This is a genomic window from Pseudomonas sp. 910_21 (assembly GCF_052850735.1).
Map to the genome: position 1 here is coordinate 438852 of NZ_VXCY01000003.1, position 17399 is coordinate 456250.

Consider the following 17399-nt stretch of genomic DNA (forward strand, 5'->3'; position numbering starts at 1 on the left):
TCAGAGGTGGTAGTCGCCTGCGGCTTCCGGCTGGTATTCCACTTCCAGCAGGGTCAGCTTCAGAGTCTTGCCACCCGGCGCCGGCCAGTCGATGTATTGACCAACCTGCAAGCCCAGCAAGGCGCTGCCCACGGGTGCAAGGATCGAAATCTTGCCTTCGTCGGCGTTGGCGTCCTGTGGATAAACCAGGGTCAGGTGGTAGTCCTTGCCACTGCTTTCTTCACGGCAATGCACACGCGAGTTCATGGTTACGACACCGGCCGGGACTTCATCGTGACCCACCAGCGTTTCGGCACGATCCAACTCGGTTTGCAGTGCAATGACGCCTGGCAGCGAGTCGTCCAGGCTGTCGATCAGGCGCTCCAGACGTTGCACGTCAAGGCGGGTAAGGATGATGGATGGTGCAGTACTCATGATCCTGGCTGACTCCTATTTTTTCTGCACAAAAAAGCAAAACCCCGCCAAATAAGACGGGGTTCTCACCGGCCTCGATGTAGCGAGGCGAAGTCGGACACTATCACAGCACACTGAATAAACAAACCGTACCAGTACGAACCTAAAGCCCCCCGGCTGTAGCGCTCTGTTTGCGCTGCAACGCTTGTGCGCAGATCACTCGGCGCCGCTCGTCATCGGCCGAACGCCACTCGCGAATGTCCTCCACATGGCGGAAACAGCCACGGCAGACCTTTTCCTCATCGAGACGGCACAGGCTGATGCATGGCGAACTGACCGCCGGACTGACGTTGCTGTACAGCGGCTTGGGCGGTCGGGCTGCGGCAGGCTGAGTCACGATTTCAGAGACCTTCGAACTCGAGTTTGATATCTGCCTGTTCGAGAACGATGCGCTCCAGCATCTCCCCCAACTGCTCTTCACTCTTGTCGCACATCCAGCGCTCGCTTTCCTCGTCGTAGTCGAAGTGGAAACCACCGGAGCGGGCGGCCAGCCACAGTTGGCGCAAAGGCTCCTGGCGGCTGAAGATCACCTGGCTGCCGTTGTCGAACTTGACGGTGAGCACCCCGGCGGAACTTTCCAGGTCGATGTCCAGGTCGCTCTCATCGAAAATATCCTCCAGCGTCTGCTGGGTGGCGTCCACCAGGTCGTGAAAACGGGCTTCGGTCAAACTCATTGCGGGAACCTCAAAAAGTGTCTACTCACGCTCAAGCGCCGCAAGATACGGGCGCTCCCCGGCGAATGCAAAGGATACCGAACAGGCGGATAAATGCGACGTCCATTGTGCCGGAAGCCGACCAAAGCCTCTCAGCAGCCCCTGGCAAAGGCCCGCTGGACGGGAGTTACGCTGCATAGGCAAGCTGCCGGGTGGCCGGTATACTCGGGCGCAATTTACGCATTCTCAAGGATTTCGCCATGAAGCGCCTGATCTCTTCCCTTGCTGCGCTCGTCGCGGTTGCCTGCCTTGTTACCGCCTGCGGCCAGAAAGGCCCGCTGTATCTGCCTGATGACAGCAAATCCCCTGAAGAACAGGCGAAATCGCAATCGCAGTCGCACAAGCACGACACCTACTAAGGGCTCACCATGGACGCTTTCAACTACCGCGACGGTGAGCTGTTCGCGGAAGGCGTAGCCCTGTCCGCCATTGCCGAGCGTTTCGGCACGCCGACCTACGTCTATTCCCGAGCGCACATCGAGGCCCAGTACCTGGCCTATGCCGAGGCGCTTGCCGGCATGCCGCACCTGGTCTGCTTCGCGGTAAAAGCCAACTCCAACCTGGGCGTGCTGAATGTCCTGGCGCGCTTGGGCGCTGGTTTCGACATCGTCTCCCGGGGCGAGCTGGAGCGTGTCCTGGCCGCTGGCGGCCAAGCCGACAAGATTGTCTTTTCCGGCGTCGGCAAGACCCGTGACGACATGCGCCGGGCCCTGGAAGTGGGCGTCCATTGCTTCAACGTCGAGTCCGCCGAAGAGCTTGAGCGCCTGCAGCTGGTGGCCGCCGAGCTGGGTGTTCGCGCGCCGATCTCGCTGCGGGTCAATCCCGACGTCGATGCCGGTACCCACCCATACATCTCCACCGGCCTCAAGGAAAACAAGTTCGGCATCGACATTGCGACTGCCGAGGACGTGTATATCCGCGCCGCACAGTTGCCGAACCTGGACATCGTCGGTGTCGACTGCCACATCGGTTCTCAGCTGACCACCCTGGCCCCTTTCATCGACGCCCTCGACCGCCTGCTGGATCTGGTGGATCGCCTTGGCGAGTGCGGCATCTACCTGCGCCACATCGATCTGGGTGGCGGTCTGGGTGTGCGTTATCGCGACGAAGAGCCACCACTGGCCGCCGACTACATCAAGGCCGTGCGTGAACGCCTCGATGGCCGCGACCTGGCCCTGGTGTTCGAACCGGGTCGCTTCATCGTGGCCAACGCCGGTGTACTGCTGACCCGGGTCGAGTACCTCAAACACACCGAACACAAGGATTTCGCCATCGTCGACGGCGCCATGAACGACCTGATCCGCCCAGCGCTTTACCAGGCCTGGATGGATGTCAGTGCCGTCCAGCCACGGGATGCCGAACCCCGCACCTACGACATTGTCGGACCGATCTGCGAAACCGGCGACTTCCTCGCCAAGGAGCGCTACCTGGCCCTGGCCGAGGGCGACCTGCTGGCGGTGCATTCCGCCGGCGCCTATGGTTTCGTCATGAGCTCGAACTACAACACCCGCGGCCGTGCCGCAGAAGTACTGGTCGATGGTGACCAGGCTGTTGAAGTGCGTCGCCGCGAGACGGTAGCCGAGTTATTCGCTGGCGAAAGCCTGCTGCCGGAGTAAGACCATGCTGCTGCGTTTTACCAAGATGCACGGTCTGGGCAATGACTTCATGGTTCTCGACCTGGTCAGCCAGCACGCGCATATTCTGCCCAAGCACGCCAAACAATGGGGTGATCGCAATACCGGAATCGGCTTCGATCAACTGCTGATCGTCGAGGCTCCGAGCAACCCGGACGTGGACTTCCGCTATCGGATCTTCAACTCCGACGGCTCCGAAGTGGAACAGTGCGGCAACGGTGCCCGCTGCTTCGCCCGCTTCGTACTGGACAAGCGCCTGACCACCAAGCGTCAGATCCGCGTCGAGACCAAGAGCGGCGTCATCGAACTGGATATCCGCAACGACGGACAGATCAGCGTCAACATGGGTGCTCCGCGCCTGGTGCCAGCGGACATTCCGTTCCAGGCACCGGCCCAGGCCGACAGCTACACGCTGGACGTCGACGGCCGTCAGGTCGAGCTGGCAGCCGTGTCCATGGGCAACCCCCACGCTGTGTTGCGGGTGGATGACATCAACAGCGCGCCGGTGCACGAGTTGGGGCCGAAGATCGAACATCACCCGCGCTTCCCGGCGCGGGTCAACGTGGGCTTTCTTCAGGTCCTGGACCGCCAGCGCGCGCAATTGCGGGTCTGGGAACGTGGCGCCGGGGAAACCCAGGCCTGCGGTACCGGCGCCTGTGCAGCGGCTGTGGCCGCGATCAGCCAGGGGTGGATGGATTCGCCCCTATTGATCGACCTGCCGGGCGGGCGCCTGTCCATTGAATGGGCAGGCCCTGGCCAACCGGTGATGATGACCGGCCCGGCAGTCCGCGTATACGAAGGACAGGTGCGTCTTTAAGTGAGCGAAATCCATGACTGATCAGCCTCAGGTTCCCGCCGAAAAGCCCGACGAGTCACCGTCCGTAAACCTGGAGGCGGCGACCGTCGCCGCCTACCTGGAAGCCCACCCGGATTTCTTCGTCGACCACGACGAATTGCTTCCGGCCTTGCGCATCCCCCACCAGCGCGGCGATACCGTGTCGCTGGTGGAGCGGCAGATGAAGATCCTCCGCGAGCGCAACATCGAGATGCGCCATCGCCTGTCGCAGTTGATGGACGTGGCCCGGGACAACGACCGGCTGTTCGACAAGACCCGCCGCCTGATTCTCGCCCTGATGGATGCCACCAGCCTGGAAGAGGTGGTGATGAGTGTCGAAGACAGCCTGCGCCAGGATTTCCAGGTGCCCTTCGTCAGCCTGATCCTGTTCAGCGACAGCGCCATGCCGGTAGGCCGCTGGGTCTCGGCCGCCGAAGCTCAGGGCGCCATCGGCGGCCTGCTGTCGGAAGGCAAGAGTGTCAGTGGCAGCCTGCGCGAGCACGAACTGGACTTTCTCTTTGGCGAAGAGCAGCGCAAGCAGATCGGCTCCACGGCGGTAGTCGCCCTGGCGCACCAGGGCATGCACGGGGTACTGGCCATCGCCAGCCGTGATCCGCAGCACTACAAGAGCTCGGTAGGCACCCTGTTCCTCAATTACATCGCCGAAGTCACAGGCCGCGTACTGCCGCGCTTCACCCACTCGCTGCGCTCGGTACGCTGACCATGCAACAACAGCTGGACGCCTACTGCGCGCACCTGCGCAGTGAGCGCCAGGTGTCGCCCCACACCCTGCTGGCCTACCGTCGCGATCTCGACAAGGTGTTGGGGTTCTGTGAAAAGCAGCAGGTGCGCAGCTGGACCGACCTGGATATCCAGGGCTTGCGCAGCATGATTGCCCGCCTGCACCAGCAAGGTCAGTCATCGCGCAGCCTCGCACGGCTACTGTCCGCAGTGCGCGGGCTCTACCACTACCTGAACCGCGAAGGGCTGTGCAATCACGACCCGGCCAACGGCCTGGCGCCGCCCAAGGGCGAACGTCGCCTGCCCAAGACCCTGGATACCGATCGCGCCCTGCAACTGCTCGATGGTGCGGTGGAAGACGACTTCCTGGCCCATCGCGACCAGGCGATCCTGGAACTGTTCTACTCCTGCGGCTTGCGCCTTTCCGAGCTGACCAGCCTTGACCTCGAACAGCTGGATCTGGCGGACGGCCTGGTGCAGGTCCTGGGCAAGGGCAGCAAGACCCGGGTCCTGCCGGTGGGCAAGAAGGCCCGGGAAGCCCTGGCGCTGTGGCTGCCGCTGCGAGCCCTGAGCAACCCGCCCGATGGCGCCCTGTTCGTCAGCCAAAAGGGCCGGCGCCTGGGGCCACGGGCCATCCAGTTGCGGGTCAAGGCCGCCGGCGAGCGGGAACTGGGACAGAACCTGCACCCGCACATGCTGCGCCATTCCTTTGCCAGCCATTTGCTGGAATCCTCCCAGGACCTACGCGCTGTGCAAGAGCTGCTGGGGCATTCGGACATCAAGACCACACAGATCTATACCCACCTGGACTTCCAGCACCTGGCAGCGGTCTACGACAGCGCCCATCCACGGGCCAAACGCAACAAAGGCGGTGAGTAATGACCATCAAGCTGATCACCTTCGACCTCGATGACACCCTGTGGGACACCGCTCCAGTGATCGTCAGCGCCGAAGCCACTCTGCGTCAGTGGCTGACGGACCACGCACCGAATCTTGGCGGCGTACCGGTGGAACACCTGTGGGCCATTCGCGAGCGCGTGCTGCTCGAACAACCACACCTCAAGTACCGGATCAGCGCCCTGCGCCGCCAGGTGCTGTTTCATGCCCTGGAAGAGGCCGGGTATGAGCACAGTCAAGCCAACCAGCTGGCCGATCAGAGCTTCGAAGTATTCCTGCATGCGCGGCATCAGCTGGAGATCTTTCCCGAGGTCCAGCCGACCCTGGAAGCCCTGGCCAATCACTTCGCCCTCGGGGTCGTCACCAACGGCAATGCCGACGTGCGTCGCCTGGGCCTGGCGGACTACTTCAAGTTCGCACTGTGCGCCGAAGACATTGGCATCGCCAAGCCGGACGCCCGGCTGTTCCATGAAGCCCTGCAGCGCGGTGGCGCCACTGCGGATACTGCTGTGCATATCGGCGATCACCCGGGCGACGACATTGCCGGCGCCCAGCAGGCGGGCCTGCGTGCCATCTGGTTCAATCCTGCGGGCAAGACCTGGGAAGCCGAACGCGCCCCTGATGCCGAGATTCGCAGCCTCAAAGAGCTTCCAGCACTGCTGGGCCGCTGGCACAGCGGTGCCTGATGCGGCTCGTTCTGTAGGAGCGAGCTTGCTCGCGATCGCCGCCATGCGGCGCCATTCACCCGGCACGCGCCCATGAAAAAGCCCGCAGCGACGGCGGGCTTTTTCAGCAAGCAAGTAGCAAGGCTCAGATAGGCCGGCTGCCGTACTTGTTATCAGGCTTCTTGGGCGGATCGGCGACCACATTGGCCTCGACTTCCTGCACTTTGCCGCCACGGGCCAGGAACTCTTCCATGGCACGCGCCAGTGCATCACGCTCCTTGTTCTTGGCTTCGACACTCGGCAGCTCGTCTACCGAGACGGCGGCCTTGGCCTTGCCTTTGGCGGTCGGAGCAGGAACATCACTGCCATCGTCTTCCGCCACATCTTCGGCGGCCGCTTCAAGACCTTCTTCGGTATCGTCTTCGTCACCTACTTCGAGGTCGTCGTTTTCCAGATCATCGTCGCTCATGTTCTACCTCATGACTTGCGAAAAGCAGATTAGTTATAGCCCAGCTGCGCCGACTGTCGAAGGCTGCCGGAAAAAAATCAACGTCCACTGATACTCAGCGGCTTATGCCTCATCACCCTGCAGGGTGGCAAGGACTTTGCGAGCACCGCCATGATCGCGATGCTCGCCCAGATAAACACCTTGCCAGGTGCCTAGCGCCAAGCGCCCCGCCGCTACCGGCAAAGTCAGCTGACAGCCTAGCAAACTGGCTTTGAAGTGCGCCGGAAGGTCGTCCGCGCCCTCGTCGTCATGTTCGTACCCGGCCATGCCTTGAGGCACCAGGGTGTTGAAGAAACGCTCGAAGTCACGCCGTACCGCCGGATCGGCGTTCTCGTTGATGGTCAACGAGGCCGAGGTATGTTGTAGCCATAAATGCAGCAGACCAACCCGACATGCCCTCAACTCGGGCAGGCCGGCGAGCAACTCGTCCGTCACCAGATGAAAGCCCCGGGGCCTGGCCCGCAGGGTAATCAGGGTCTGTTGCCACATACCGTTCTCCACGCTTCGGCGCGCATTCTAGCGCGCTCAGGGAAAAAACAAAGCGCCGAATAATCCTGCTTTAGTGTAAGCATTTGCCCTGCTGGATATCGCCATGGCAAACACGCCAATGCCTATCAGAAAAACCTTTCAGCCTTTCTCAATGACAAACGCCAGGCAAAAAAATGCCCGGCCGGAGCCGGGCTTTTTTTCAGCCGCGATTACAGGTTGTAACCACGCTCGTTGTGTTGCGCCAGATCGAGACCGACCGCTTCCTCTTCCTCGGTAACCCGCAGCCCCATGACGGCATCCAGGACCTTGAGAATGATGAAGGTAACGATCGCGGTGTAGATCACGGTAAAGCCCACACCTTTGCACTGAATCCAGACTTGCGCGGCGATGTCGGTCACGGTGCCGAAGCCGCCCAGAGATGGAGCGGCGAACACACCGGTAAGGATCGCGCCGAGAATACCGCCGATGCCATGAACGCCGAAGGCATCCAGGGAGTCGTCATAACCCAGCTTGCGCTTGAGGCTGGTGGCGCAGAAGAAGCACACCACGCCAGCGGCCAGGCCAATAATCAGGGCGCCCATCGGGCCAACCGTGCCAGCTGCCGGAGTGATTGCCACCAGACCGGCGACCACACCCGAAGCGATACCCAGTGCGCTTGGCTTGCCGTGGGTGATCCACTCGGCAAACATCCAGCCCAGAGCCGCGGCGGCAGTAGCGATCTGTGTCACCAGCATGGCCATGCCGGCAGTGCCGTTGGCCGCAGCAGCGGAACCGGCGTTAAAGCCGAACCAACCGACCCACAGCATGGCTGCGCCCATCAGGGTGTAACCCAGGTTGTGGGGAGCCATTGGCGTGGTAGGGAAACCTTTGCGCTTGCCCAGCACCAGGCAAGCCACCAGGCCTGCGATACCGGCGTTGATGTGGACCACGGTGCCGCCGGCGAAGTCCAGCACGCCCCAGTCCCACATCAGGCCGCCGTTGCCGGACCAGACCATGTGCGCGATCGGTGCATACACCAGGGTGAACCAGACACCCATGAAGATCAGCATGGCGGAGAATTTCATCCGCTCGGCGAAGGCACCGACAATCAACGCCGGAGTAATGATGGCGAAAGTCATCTGGAAGGTGATGAACACCGCTTCAGGGAACAGCGCCGCCGGGCCGGTTACGCTGGCTGGGGTCACGCCCGCCAGGAAAGCCTTGCCCAGGCCCCCGAAGAAGGAGTTGAAGTTGACGACTCCCTGCTCCATGCCCGTCGTGTCGAACGCAATGCTGTAGCCATAGATGACCCACAGAATGCTGATCAGGCCGGTAATGGCGAAGCACTGCATCATCACCGAAAGAATGTTTTTCGACCGCACCATGCCGCCGTAGAACAGCGCCAGGCCAGGAATGGTCATGAACAGCACCAAGGCTGTGGAAGTCAGCATCCAGGCGGTGTCGCCGGAATTGAGGACTGGAGCTGCCACTTCGTCTGCTGCCATGGCCAGGCCAGGCATTACGAGGGACAAAAGGGCTCCTAGCCCTGCGAATTTACGCAGAGTCATATTGTTTTCTCCTGGGGCGTTGGGTTTGGCGGCTTAGATTGCGTCGGTATCGGTTTCGCCGGTACGGATGCGAATAGCCTGTTCCAGATTGACCACGAAGATCTTGCCGTCACCGATCTTGCCGGTGTTGGCGGCCTTGGTTATCGCCTCGATAACCCGGTCAAGATCCTTGTCGTCAATGGCGACATCGATCTTCACCTTGGGCAGGAAATCCACCACATACTCCGCACCGCGATACAGCTCGGTGTGACCCTTCTGCCGGCCGAAGCCTTTGACCTCAGTGACGGTAATGCCCTGCACGCCGATCTCGGACAGCGACTCGCGCACGTCGTCCAATTTGAACGGCTTGATGATGGCAGTGACTAGCTTCATGAAACTCTCTCCCGAATTGGTGGACTTGCCCCAGGAAAACAAACCCGACTCAAGTCTAAGCGCAGTGCCTGGCTTTGTAACGCATCGTCGGCCTTCCTCAGCCAGACCGACGCCAGCTAACCGCTTCTGACGAAACACTCCCCGCTCCGCCTGCCGCACTGCATTCGTCACAGCGACTGCATCAGTGCATGGGTCACCAGGGTCTAAGCAGAAAGCTTGCCAGCTCGGGAAAAATCAGTGATTTCAATCCTTTGCCCAGGGCCGCCCGGGCTTGCCACAAATCGGCACTGCGGATACGCACAATAACGGTGCGTGAGCGCCCGCCCGAATGCGCGAAAAACGTGCAGACCGGGCATCACCAAGCCCTTGAGCCGTGCGTGATACACTGCGGCCCATCTGCTATTCAGGACACTCCCATGCTCGCGCCCAAAGACCTTCTCGATGCCCTGAGCGGCCACGCCTCGCGTTTGCTCAGCGGTGAAACACCTCTGCCTCGCAATGAAATCGAAAGCCAGTTCAAGGCCCTGCTGCAAAGCGGCTTCAGCAAGCTGGACCTGGTCAGCCGGGAAGAATTCGACAGCCAGATGGTGGTCCTGGCCCGCACCCGGGCACGCCTGGAAAGCCTCGAGGCCAAAGTGGCGGAGCTGGAAGCCCGACTCAATCCGACAGCGCAATGAGCTGAACCCGCGATTCGCCGGCAAGCCGGCTCCTACAAACCTGGAGCCGGTTTGCCAACGAAAGCCGTAGCGCCGGTGACATATCCTGTGCGCATTCAAAGCCTCCTCCCGCCAAAGCCCTCATCTATCCTTGCAGCACCGCAGGACGCGGTTCCCGCCGTCTCAAGGAAGATCTCCCCATGTCCCTGGCAATCATCCACAGCCGTGCCCAAGTGGGCGTACAGGCTCCAGCTGTCAGCGTTGAAGTGCACCTGGCCAACGGCCTACCGAGCCTGACCCTGGTCGGGCTGCCGGAAGCCGCAGTCAAGGAAAGCAAGGACCGGGTGCGCAGCGCCATTCTCAACGCCGGATTCAATTTCCCGTCTCGACGCATCACCCTCAACCTGGCTCCGGCGGACTTGCCCAAGGATGGTGGACGATTCGACCTGGCCATCGCCCTGGGCATCCTCGCCGCCAGCGTGCAGGTGCCGGCCCTGGCACTGGACAACATCGAATGCCTGGGTGAGCTGGCCTTGTCCGGCGAGGTGCGAGCGGTGCGCGGTGTGCTCCCGGCCGCGCTGGCGGCACGCAAGGCTGGACACACCCTGCTGGTGCCCCGTGCCAATGCCGAGGAAGCCTGCCTGGCCTCGGGCCTTGAGGTGATCGCCGTAGACCATCTGCTGGAGGCCGTCGCCCACTTCAATGGTCACGCCCCCCTCCCGCCTTACGTCAGCGACGGTTTGCAGGAAAATCACTCGCCCTACCCCGACCTGCGGGAAGTCCAGGGTCAACTGGCCGCCAAGCGTGCCCTGCTGATCGCTGCCGCCGGCGCACACAATCTGCTGTTCAGCGGCCCGCCCGGCACCGGCAAGACCTTGCTGGCCAGTCGCTTGCCCGGCCTGCTACCACCCTTGCAGGAAGAAGAAGCCCTGGAAGTCGCGGCCATTCAATCGGTGAGCAGCCACAAGCCGCTGCGCCACTGGCCCCAGCGCCCCTTCCGCCAACCCCATCATTCGGCATCAGGCCCTGCGCTGGTGGGGGGCGGCTCGAAACCACAACCGGGAGAAATCACCCTGGCCCATCACGGCGTGTTGTTTCTCGATGAATTGCCGGAGTTCGACCGCAAGGTCCTGGAGGTTCTGCGCGAGCCCATGGAGTCGGGCCAGATCGTCATCGCCCGCGCTCGCGACCGGGTGCAGTTCCCGGCGCGCTTCCAACTGGTAGCCGCCATGAACCCCTGCCCCTGTGGCTACCTTGGCGATCCCAGCGGACGATGCCGCTGCACGCCGGAACAGATCCAGCGCTATCGCAACAAGCTGTCCGGCCCGTTGCTGGATCGCATCGACCTGCACCTGACCGTGGCCCGCGAAGCCACCACCCTGAACCCCGAGCCGCAACCGGGAGACGACAGCGCCAGCGCCGCCGCCCGGGTGGCTCTAGCTCGCGAGCTGCAACAACAACGCCAGGGCTGCGCCAATGCCCATCTCGACCTCCCCGGCCTACGGCGCCATTGCCGTTTATCCACGGCAGACGAACGCTGGCTGGAAGCGGCCTGCGAACGCCTGGGCCTATCGCTACGAGCCGCCCACCGCCTGCTGAAGGTGGCCCGGACCCTGGCCGACCTCGAGCAGGCGGCACGAATCAACCGCGAGCATCTGGCAGAAGCCCTGCACTATCGGCCGAGCACGAATTGAAGGGTCACTCCTTGGACAGATCCACCAACGGCGTGGGGAGCACTTCGGTCTGGCGCCCATCCTGAATCTTACTGACAAGACTCAGGGCATTATCCACAGCGGCCTTGTCTGCCAGCAGGCTGTAGCGGATCTGGAATTGCCGTTGCTCCTTTGCGCCGATGGTCGGCACCAGGTTCAGCGGACGCTGATAGCGACGGTTGTAGGAAAAACTGGTGCCCGGCTCCAGCCCCGTCACATAACCCTGGCCCTGGGTGTCGGTGTTCTTCCACAGCGAGAACACTGGCAACTGCTGGGTATTGAAGCCCAGCGATACGCCGAGGCTGCCCGCCTTGTTATGCAGCACCGCCAGGGTCTCGCCCTGAGTGTCGGCGTAGGGCACGACGTTGTAGACGGTCTCGTCATAGTCACGGGTCGGGCCGCGATAGGTCTGCCAGTCCGCCAGATCGGCCTTGGCCTTGTCGTTGAAGGGCGAGACCTGCTTCACCGGCGCCGCAAACTTCGCCCCCTGCTCAAGGAACGGCGTGCTGAAGTTGCTGTGGTACAGCGCCTGGTACTCCTTGGGATAATCACCGTTGTTGGTCAAGCGATCATTGAGCGTGAAACTGGTGCTGCCGGGCTCGGTGACCAGTTCGGTGGCAACGCTGAAATCGACCTTCTTGAACGCCTGTTCCTTGAGCTCGCCACGCAAGTGAATGGCGTACGGCGGTTTTTCGTCGATGTGCAGAGTGACCTTGCTGGCGGGAATGTTCGCCGCGCGGCCGTGCAGGGTCAGCAGCTCGCCATTGTCCAGCCCAGGGTGCCCGACCCACTCGTAGCCACAGCGCGTCACCAGCTCATTGAAGCCCTCCAGCCAGCCCAGGCCACCGCGGCCATTGAGTTCGATGAACGCCGGGTTGACCACTTCCTTGACCGGTGAATCCCAGCCCAGGCGCACATCGCCCACCGAGGCCTGCAACACATTCATGCCCCGGGTCGGCACCACCGAGAGCTTCATCACGCCATTGTCGATGTCGATGATGCTCACCCCTTCCTGGCGACCGCCATGCAAGGTGCGCAGGGTCACGGAAAAAGGTTGCGGGGTCTTCACCCCCAACTGCTGACTGGTGAGGTGCAGGTTCTGGGCCGCCTTGTCGCTGTCGAGCAACACATAGTCCCAGGCCATGGCGTGGGAAGTGGCGGTCAGCGCAGCGAGGGTGACAAGCAGTTTGAGGGAGGTCATGGAAAGGTGCCCTTATTGGAGTTGTAATGGATTTATAGCGCTGAAGAATCGTTTCAGCAAGCTGCAAAATCGCAGTACGACTACCAGATCCAATCACTCCCGCTCACCCCCTCAGTCCTGGAAACCCAGCAGCAATCCCGCCACCTCCAGAACTTCATCCAGGGCAGCCGCGGCGGCCTCGGGCGAGGCCCGCAGCAGCAGGTCATCGGCGTAGCCCATGGCCTGGGCGAAGAGCTGCCGCGCCACCCGCTCGGGGCTGGCACAGCGAAACACTCCGGACTGCACACCACTGTCGACGATCGTTGCCAGCATCTGCTGCCACTGGCCGTTGATCTTCAGGTAGGCCTCGGCCAGCTCCTCGTCATGCATGGCCTCGTCCCAGGCATCCAACCACAGCGCCCAGCCGTCATAGGTGGAATCGGGCAGGCAATGGCTGAGAAAACCCTGCAGGGCCTCCAGGGGCGCAGCGCCTTGCAGCGGTGCGCCCAACGCCTCCAGCTGTTGATTGGCAAACCGTATGAAGGCCTCGCGGCGCAGCTCCTTCCAATCACTGAAGTAGTGATAGACATGGCTGCGAGACAACCCGGCATGTTCGGCCAGGTCACGGGTCGAGACATCGGCGAAGCCCTTGCTACGGAACAGCTCCAGGGCCGCATCGATGATCTGGTCTTTACGGTCGTTACGGGACATGGGCAATCGGACCTCTTGACGCCGAGATGGACGGCGCTTGCATTTTGAGCGATCGCTCAAAGATAATTGAGCAGTCGCTCAATATTAACCGTTATCACACCTGTGGTGCACCCATGTCTGTCGTCACCCCATCCGCTGTCGTCGACTCCACTCAAAAGATCGGTCAGCAATCCGCTGGCCAGACACTCAAGGCCATTGCCCGGGCGTACCCGGGCAAGCTGTTTGTCACGTTGTCCCTGGTGGCGCTAGAGAACGCCCTGCTGCTGGCCTACCCGCTGTTTGCCGGGTTCGCCGTAGACTCGATCCTGCGGGGTGACACCACCCACGCGCTGATCTACGCCCTGGTGGTGCTGGGCTTCTGGGTCGTGGGGGCCGCGCGGCGAGCGGTGGACACCCGCACCTTCACCCGCATCTACGCCGACCTGGCGGTGCCGGTGATCCTCAATCAGCGCCTGCAGCAGCAAAACACTTCCACGGCAGCGGCGCGGGTGGTGCTGGCCAGGGAGTTCGTCGACTTCTTCGAAAAGCATGTGCCGACCATCGCCACCGCCCTGGTATCGATTGTCGGAGCCGCAATCATGCTGCTGGTGATCGAACCCTGGATCGGCCTTGCCTGCCTGGGGGCCCTGCTGCTGTGCGTCACCCTGCTGCCGCGCTTTGCACGGCGCAATCAGCAGTTGCACGAACGCCTGAACGATCGACTGGAAAAGGAAATCGGCCTGGTGGCCAAGGTCGGCGCCGCCTCGCTGCAGCGCCACTATCGGCTGCTGTCGCGGCTGCGTATCTGGCTCTCGGACCGGGAGGCGGCGGCCTATCTGTTTCTGGGCGCCGTAGCGGCGATTCTGTTCGTCATTGCCATCAGTCAGCTGGCGCTGTCACCCGAGGTCAAGGCCGGGCATGTGTATGCGGTGATGACTTACCTGTGGACCTTCGTCAGCAGCGTCGACGAGGCCCCGACCATGGTCGATCAACTGGCGCGCCTGCGGGACATCGGCAAGCGCGTGGACCCGGGGCTGGGTGAGCCGACCGAGCCCCGGTAAACCTCAGAACGGCCGGATGCGATAGCCGCCGGCGTTCTGCTCAGCGAACTTGTAGTACGCCGAGAGGTTGATCTTCTCGCTGATGTGCTGGGTGAAAGACACCCCGTCATCTCCCCAGACCCGGCCGATGTGGCTGTAGGCAAAGGCCTGGGTCGCCCACTTCTTGTCACCCTTGGACATATTGTTCATGGCCACATAGCCGGATGACTGGTCGGACATGCCACTGACCTTGCCACTGACATCGTTCTGGCCATTGGTCACCGGTGAGATGAACACCTTGGCGCTGGAGGTCCGGGCCTCGGCGTACTGGGAAAGCTTCTGGTTCTCCGAGTGATTGAGCACCAGCAGGACCTTGCCCTGCAGCTGGCTGGCGGTGGGCCAGGACTTGCCCTTGAGGTTTTTTTGCAAGGCCCCGGCACTGCTGCCTATGTGCGTTGCCAGGTCCTGGGGGGTATAGAGCTTGCCCTGGAAAATCCGCGCCATCAGCTCATCGAAGTCCTTCGGTGTGCGCCCCGAACTTTCCTTGGACCAGCCCTGCTTCTTGTCCAGGATCAGCGTGATGGGGAAATGCCCGGGGTGATTGTCGCTCCAGTTCTTCACGTCGTTCAGGCAGGCTTCGAGATCGTTCTTGCCCGTGCCGTCGCCGGTGCAGTTGTTGTCATTGCCGGACTGGAACAGGGTGCCGGGGTTATGCCGCACGAACCAGTGACGGGGTGAACCGCCGCTCACCGCATCGCGCTGATCCCAGAAGTCCAGTTCCAGGGTGCGCACACTGTCGAGCACACTGGTGAAGGTGCGCGCATATTGCTTCTCGTAGCAGTTATGGCAGGCCACCTGGGCAATGCCGTTGAACGGCGTGCTCCAGGTCGCCGGGGCAATGAACGCCGGGCTTTCCTCGCTGAGAGCCATCTGGCTGAACACCAGTGCCGACAGGGCGAGTACGCGCGGGACAAAACGAGTGAGATGAGTCATGCCAGCTCCTGCTGAAAGAGAAGTCCTTGAAGGGCCAATCGCTGCTCATCTGTTTTAGTCGAATCAAGCGTCATTGCAACATTCACCCTGCAACCCAGGGTTGCAGGGTGAAATGGCCGCGGTCAGCGGAAGCGGTCGACTTCCTGGCGCAGGTCGGCGGCCAGTGTTTCCAGTTCACGGGCAGTGACTGCCAGGTTGGACACCACTTCCCGTTGCTCGCTGTTGGCCTGGGCAATGCTCTGCAGGTTGCTGCTGAGCACCGTGGCGGTGCTGCTCTGCTCCTGGGTGGCCGTGGTGATGGCGGCGAACTGCTCGCCGGCGCTGCGGCTCTGCTCGTCGATCAGGGCCAGGGCCGAAGCCACGTCGGCGTTGCGCGACAAGCCTTCCTGCATCAGTCGGTTGCCCTGCTCCATGGTTTCGATGGCGTGGCCGGTTTCCTGTTGGATGCTGTTGATCATCTGCGAGATTTCGTCCGTGGCCTCGCGGGTACGCGACGCCAGGTTGCGTACCTCATCCGCCACCACGGCGAAGCCGCGACCCTGCTCGCCGGCACGGGCCGCCTCAATGGCGGCGTTGAGAGCGAGCAGGTTGGTCTGGTCGGCAATCGCAGTGATCACCCCGACAATTCCGCCGATCTCCTGGGAGCGTTGGCCCAGGGTATTGATCACCGTAGCCGTGCTGTTGAGCGCCCCGGCAATCTGCTCAAGGGACGATGACGCCTGTTCCATGGACTCGCGGCCGATGTGGGTTTGCTGGGCGTTTTCCTGGGCCAGGCGCTGAGTGCTGCCCATATTGTCAGCGATGTTCAGCGACGTGGCGCTGAACTCCTCCACCGCCCCCGCCATGCTGGTGATCTCGCCCGACTGCTGCTCCATGCCCTCATAGGCACCGCTGGACAGGCCGGACAAGGCCTGGGCCCGGCCGTTGACCTCAGCGGCAGAACGGCGGATGTGCTCGACCATGGTCGACAAGGCTTCACCCATCTGGTTGAAGCTACGAGCCAGTTGGCCGATCTCATCGTGGCTGGATACATTCAACCGCGCACTCAGGTCGCCACCGCCTAGGGCCTGGGCCTGACGCACCAGATCACTCAAGGGTGCCAGCTTGCTGCGCAGCAGCCAGACCGTGGCGCCCACCGCCAGCAACATCGCCAACAGGCTGCCGATCACCAGACGGATACCGACGCTCCAGGTCACCGCCCGGATCTCGGCCTTGGGCATGCTCGCCACCACCGCCCAGGGCCCACCGGCAAAAGGCACCGCCAGGCTGTAGAAGTCTTCGCCCTGGTCGCTCCAGAAGCGCCCCTTGCCCGGCTCCTTCGCCGCATCGGTCATGACCTGTGCGGCCTGATCCAGGCCTTGCACGCCCGCCGGCGGCACCAGCCACTTGTGCTGCTCGTCCAGCAAGGCCAGAGAGCCGCTCTGTCCGATGCGGAAGCGCTTGAGATTGTCGAACTGGGCATTCTGCGCATCGGTGTAGTCAAAACCAACGAACAGCACGGCAATCACCTTGCCGGCACGATCCAGCACCGGGGTGTACTGGGTCATGTAGAAGCGCTCGAACAACAGCGCCCGGCCAACATAACCCTGCCCCGCCATGAGTTTCTGATAGGCCGGGTGGGCGTGGTCGAGCAAGGTGCCAATGGCCCGGCTGCCGTCCTGTTTGCTCAGGGAGGTACTGACCCGGATGAAGTCGTCGCCGCTGCGCACGAACAGGGTCGCCACCCCGGCGGTCATCTGCTTGAACTCGTCCACTTCCTCGAAGTTGTTGTTCAGCACCATGTCCCCCAGGTGCAGCCCGGGGGTCTGGACCCCAGCCACTGTCACCGGTTGTTCGGGATGCAGGCTCATGCCGCTGCTGAAGCGGTTTTCAAACAAGCCACTGAGGCGCTGGGTGCTTTCGCGCAGGCTGCTGTGAAAGGTGTTGAGCTGGTCCGCCAGCAGGCGCGCTTCGCTGGCCAAGTGCTCTTCTCGGGTGTCGAGATTCGCCGAATCCAGAGAACGCAGGGCAAACAGGGTACTGCCGCTGATCACCAGGGCGAGTATCAGGGCAAGGGCAAGCCCTAGCTGGGAGGCTATCCGGGCACGGGGTTGGGACATGATGGCTCCTGGCCGAGAAGGCGGATCATCCTGATCGAGTGGCACGCTCGGCAACAATATTTCTAAGTGTTTTTAGTAATTAGGACCTTCCTGAACGCTGGTTCCATGTCCTAGGATTCGGCGGCGCCGGGCAATACTTGAGCGTCTTGCAAGGATATGTGCACAACCTTGCCGG

The 17399-nt window shown here is 62.2% G+C and carries 20 protein-coding genes; 9 read left to right on the forward strand and 11 right to left on the reverse strand.

The genetic code is table 11. The annotated features are described in order from the left end of the window. From rnk to cyaY, 3 genes are all read right to left on the reverse strand, one after another. On the reverse strand, positions 1-414 hold the full coding sequence (gene rnk / locus FW796_RS12025; RefSeq protein WP_011064182.1) for a nucleoside diphosphate kinase regulator: 414 nt from the start codon (positions 412-414) through the stop codon (positions 1-3). A 142-nt stretch (positions 415-556) separates the two neighbouring features. Next, a complete protein-coding gene (locus tag FW796_RS12030; protein WP_346633367.1) occupies positions 557-790 on the reverse strand; it encodes a DUF1289 domain-containing protein in 234 nt (77 codons plus the stop codon). Positions 791-794: 4 nt separating this feature from the next. Next, positions 795-1127: an iron donor protein CyaY gene (gene cyaY, locus FW796_RS12035; protein ID WP_011064183.1), complete on the reverse strand. Its 333-nt coding sequence runs from the start codon at positions 1125-1127 to the stop codon at positions 795-797. Between the two features lie 239 nt (positions 1128-1366). On the opposite strand from cyaY, the gene lptM reads away from it, so the two are divergent. The 6 genes from lptM to FW796_RS12065 are packed head-to-tail and all read left to right on the forward strand — an operon-like array spanning position 1367 to position 5959. Next, positions 1367-1525: an LPS translocon maturation chaperone LptM gene (lptM, locus tag FW796_RS12040; RefSeq protein ID WP_011064184.1), complete on the forward strand. Its 159-nt coding sequence runs from the start codon at positions 1367-1369 to the stop codon at positions 1523-1525. A 9-nt stretch (positions 1526-1534) separates the two neighbouring features. Continuing rightward, on the forward strand, positions 1535-2782 hold the full coding sequence (lysA, locus tag FW796_RS12045) for a diaminopimelate decarboxylase (protein ID WP_346633368.1): 1248 nt from the start codon (positions 1535-1537) through the stop codon (positions 2780-2782). Positions 2783-2786: 4 nt separating this feature from the next. Then, a complete protein-coding gene (gene dapF, locus FW796_RS12050; protein ID WP_346633369.1) occupies positions 2787-3617 on the forward strand; it encodes a diaminopimelate epimerase in 831 nt (276 codons plus the stop codon). Positions 3618-3630: 13 nt separating this feature from the next. Then, positions 3631-4356: a DUF484 family protein gene (locus FW796_RS12055; RefSeq protein WP_446439391.1), complete on the forward strand. Its 726-nt coding sequence runs from the start codon at positions 3631-3633 to the stop codon at positions 4354-4356. A 2-nt stretch (positions 4357-4358) separates the two neighbouring features. After that, positions 4359-5255 (forward strand): tyrosine recombinase XerC, encoded by an 897-nt coding sequence (gene xerC / locus FW796_RS12060; RefSeq protein ID WP_346633371.1) that lies wholly within the window; start codon positions 4359-4361, stop codon positions 5253-5255. Further along, positions 5255-5959, forward strand: coding sequence for an HAD family hydrolase (locus FW796_RS12065; protein WP_346633372.1), 705 nt, complete (start codon positions 5255-5257; stop codon positions 5957-5959). The genes xerC and FW796_RS12065 overlap by 1 nt, the downstream gene beginning before the upstream one ends. A 124-nt stretch (positions 5960-6083) precedes the next feature. On the opposite strand, the gene sutA is transcribed toward FW796_RS12065, so the two are convergent. The 4 genes from sutA to glnK all read right to left on the reverse strand — a co-directional run bounded on the left by sutA (position 6084) and on the right by glnK (position 8854). After that, positions 6084-6407, reverse strand: coding sequence for a transcriptional regulator SutA (gene sutA / locus FW796_RS12070; protein ID WP_123726805.1), 324 nt, complete (start codon positions 6405-6407; stop codon positions 6084-6086). Positions 6408-6509: 102 nt separating this feature from the next. Next, entirely contained in the window at positions 6510-6935 is a 426-nt protein-coding gene (locus FW796_RS12075; RefSeq protein WP_123726806.1) for a secondary thiamine-phosphate synthase enzyme YjbQ, read from the reverse strand. A 209-nt stretch (positions 6936-7144) separates the two neighbouring features. Next, positions 7145-8482, reverse strand: coding sequence for an ammonium transporter (locus FW796_RS12080; RefSeq protein WP_346633373.1), 1338 nt, complete (start codon positions 8480-8482; stop codon positions 7145-7147). Between the two features lie 33 nt (positions 8483-8515). After that, on the reverse strand, positions 8516-8854 hold the full coding sequence (gene glnK / locus FW796_RS12085; RefSeq protein ID WP_002555808.1) for a P-II family nitrogen regulator: 339 nt from the start codon (positions 8852-8854) through the stop codon (positions 8516-8518). A 416-nt stretch (positions 8855-9270) separates the two neighbouring features. Here glnK and FW796_RS12090 point away from each other — a divergent pair, with 416 nt between their 5' ends. Beyond that, on the forward strand, positions 9271-9531 hold the full coding sequence (locus FW796_RS12090) for an accessory factor UbiK family protein (RefSeq protein WP_346633374.1): 261 nt from the start codon (positions 9271-9273) through the stop codon (positions 9529-9531). A gap of 179 nt (positions 9532-9710) precedes the next feature. Next, positions 9711-11204, forward strand: a complete 1494-nt coding sequence (locus FW796_RS12095) for a YifB family Mg chelatase-like AAA ATPase (RefSeq protein WP_404937894.1) — start codon at positions 9711-9713, stop codon at positions 11202-11204. Positions 11205-11208: 4 nt separating this feature from the next. Here the strand turns inward: FW796_RS12095 and FW796_RS12100 are convergent, their stop codons facing one another. Both FW796_RS12100 and FW796_RS12105 read right to left on the reverse strand, forming a co-directional pair. Further along, positions 11209-12423, reverse strand: coding sequence for an aldose 1-epimerase family protein (locus FW796_RS12100; protein ID WP_404937895.1), 1215 nt, complete (start codon positions 12421-12423; stop codon positions 11209-11211). A gap of 111 nt (positions 12424-12534) precedes the next feature. Further along, positions 12535-13113: a TetR/AcrR family transcriptional regulator gene (locus FW796_RS12105; protein ID WP_346633397.1), complete on the reverse strand. Its 579-nt coding sequence runs from the start codon at positions 13111-13113 to the stop codon at positions 12535-12537. Positions 13114-13226: 113 nt separating this feature from the next. Between FW796_RS12105 and FW796_RS12110 the strand changes: the two genes are divergently transcribed. Further along, on the forward strand, positions 13227-14153 hold the full coding sequence (locus FW796_RS12110; protein ID WP_346633398.1) for an ABC transporter six-transmembrane domain-containing protein: 927 nt from the start codon (positions 13227-13229) through the stop codon (positions 14151-14153). 3 nt (positions 14154-14156) lie between these two features. Here the strand turns inward: FW796_RS12110 and FW796_RS12115 are convergent, their stop codons facing one another. Beyond that, a complete protein-coding gene (locus FW796_RS12115; RefSeq protein ID WP_346633399.1) occupies positions 14157-15125 on the reverse strand; it encodes a Ca2+-dependent phosphoinositide-specific phospholipase C in 969 nt (322 codons plus the stop codon). A gap of 122 nt (positions 15126-15247) precedes the next feature. Then, entirely contained in the window at positions 15248-17224 is a 1977-nt protein-coding gene (locus tag FW796_RS12120; RefSeq protein ID WP_346633400.1) for a methyl-accepting chemotaxis protein, read from the reverse strand. Between the last annotated feature and the right edge of the window lie 175 nt (positions 17225-17399).

What these genes read in the sequence shown, in the direction of transcription:
- FW796_RS12105 (WP_346633397.1), bottom strand. Translation starts at nt 13,113, where the DNA reads ATGTCCCGTAACGACCGTAAAGACCAGATCATCGATGCGGCCCTGGAG.
- lysA (WP_346633368.1), top strand. Translation starts at nt 1,535, where the DNA reads ATGGACGCTTTCAACTACCGCGACGGTGAGCTGTTCGCGGAAGGCGTA.
- cyaY (WP_011064183.1), bottom strand. Translation starts at nt 1,127, where the DNA reads ATGAGTTTGACCGAAGCCCGTTTTCACGACCTGGTGGACGCCACCCAG.
- FW796_RS12115 (WP_346633399.1), bottom strand. Translation starts at nt 15,125, where the DNA reads ATGACTCATCTCACTCGTTTTGTCCCGCGCGTACTCGCCCTGTCGGCA.
- FW796_RS12095 (WP_404937894.1), top strand. Translation starts at nt 9,711, where the DNA reads ATGTCCCTGGCAATCATCCACAGCCGTGCCCAAGTGGGCGTACAGGCT.
- glnK (WP_002555808.1), bottom strand. Translation starts at nt 8,854, where the DNA reads ATGAAGCTAGTCACTGCCATCATCAAGCCGTTCAAATTGGACGACGTG.
- sutA (WP_123726805.1), bottom strand. Translation starts at nt 6,407, where the DNA reads ATGAGCGACGATGATCTGGAAAACGACGACCTCGAAGTAGGTGACGAA.
- FW796_RS12110 (WP_346633398.1), top strand. Translation starts at nt 13,227, where the DNA reads ATGTCTGTCGTCACCCCATCCGCTGTCGTCGACTCCACTCAAAAGATC.
- rnk (WP_011064182.1), bottom strand. Translation starts at nt 414, where the DNA reads ATGAGTACTGCACCATCCATCATCCTTACCCGCCTTGACGTGCAACGT.
- lptM (WP_011064184.1), top strand. Translation starts at nt 1,367, where the DNA reads ATGAAGCGCCTGATCTCTTCCCTTGCTGCGCTCGTCGCGGTTGCCTGC.
- dapF (WP_346633369.1), top strand. Translation starts at nt 2,787, where the DNA reads ATGCTGCTGCGTTTTACCAAGATGCACGGTCTGGGCAATGACTTCATG.
- xerC (WP_346633371.1), top strand. Translation starts at nt 4,359, where the DNA reads ATGCAACAACAGCTGGACGCCTACTGCGCGCACCTGCGCAGTGAGCGC.
- FW796_RS12080 (WP_346633373.1), bottom strand. Translation starts at nt 8,482, where the DNA reads ATGACTCTGCGTAAATTCGCAGGGCTAGGAGCCCTTTTGTCCCTCGTA.
- FW796_RS12100 (WP_404937895.1), bottom strand. Translation starts at nt 12,423, where the DNA reads ATGACCTCCCTCAAACTGCTTGTCACCCTCGCTGCGCTGACCGCCACT.
- FW796_RS12055 (WP_446439391.1), top strand. Translation starts at nt 3,631, where the DNA reads ATGACTGATCAGCCTCAGGTTCCCGCCGAAAAGCCCGACGAGTCACCG.
- FW796_RS12120 (WP_346633400.1), bottom strand. Translation starts at nt 17,224, where the DNA reads ATGTCCCAACCCCGTGCCCGGATAGCCTCCCAGCTAGGGCTTGCCCTT.
- FW796_RS12090 (WP_346633374.1), top strand. Translation starts at nt 9,271, where the DNA reads ATGCTCGCGCCCAAAGACCTTCTCGATGCCCTGAGCGGCCACGCCTCG.
- FW796_RS12075 (WP_123726806.1), bottom strand. Translation starts at nt 6,935, where the DNA reads ATGTGGCAACAGACCCTGATTACCCTGCGGGCCAGGCCCCGGGGCTTT.
- FW796_RS12065 (WP_346633372.1), top strand. Translation starts at nt 5,255, where the DNA reads ATGACCATCAAGCTGATCACCTTCGACCTCGATGACACCCTGTGGGAC.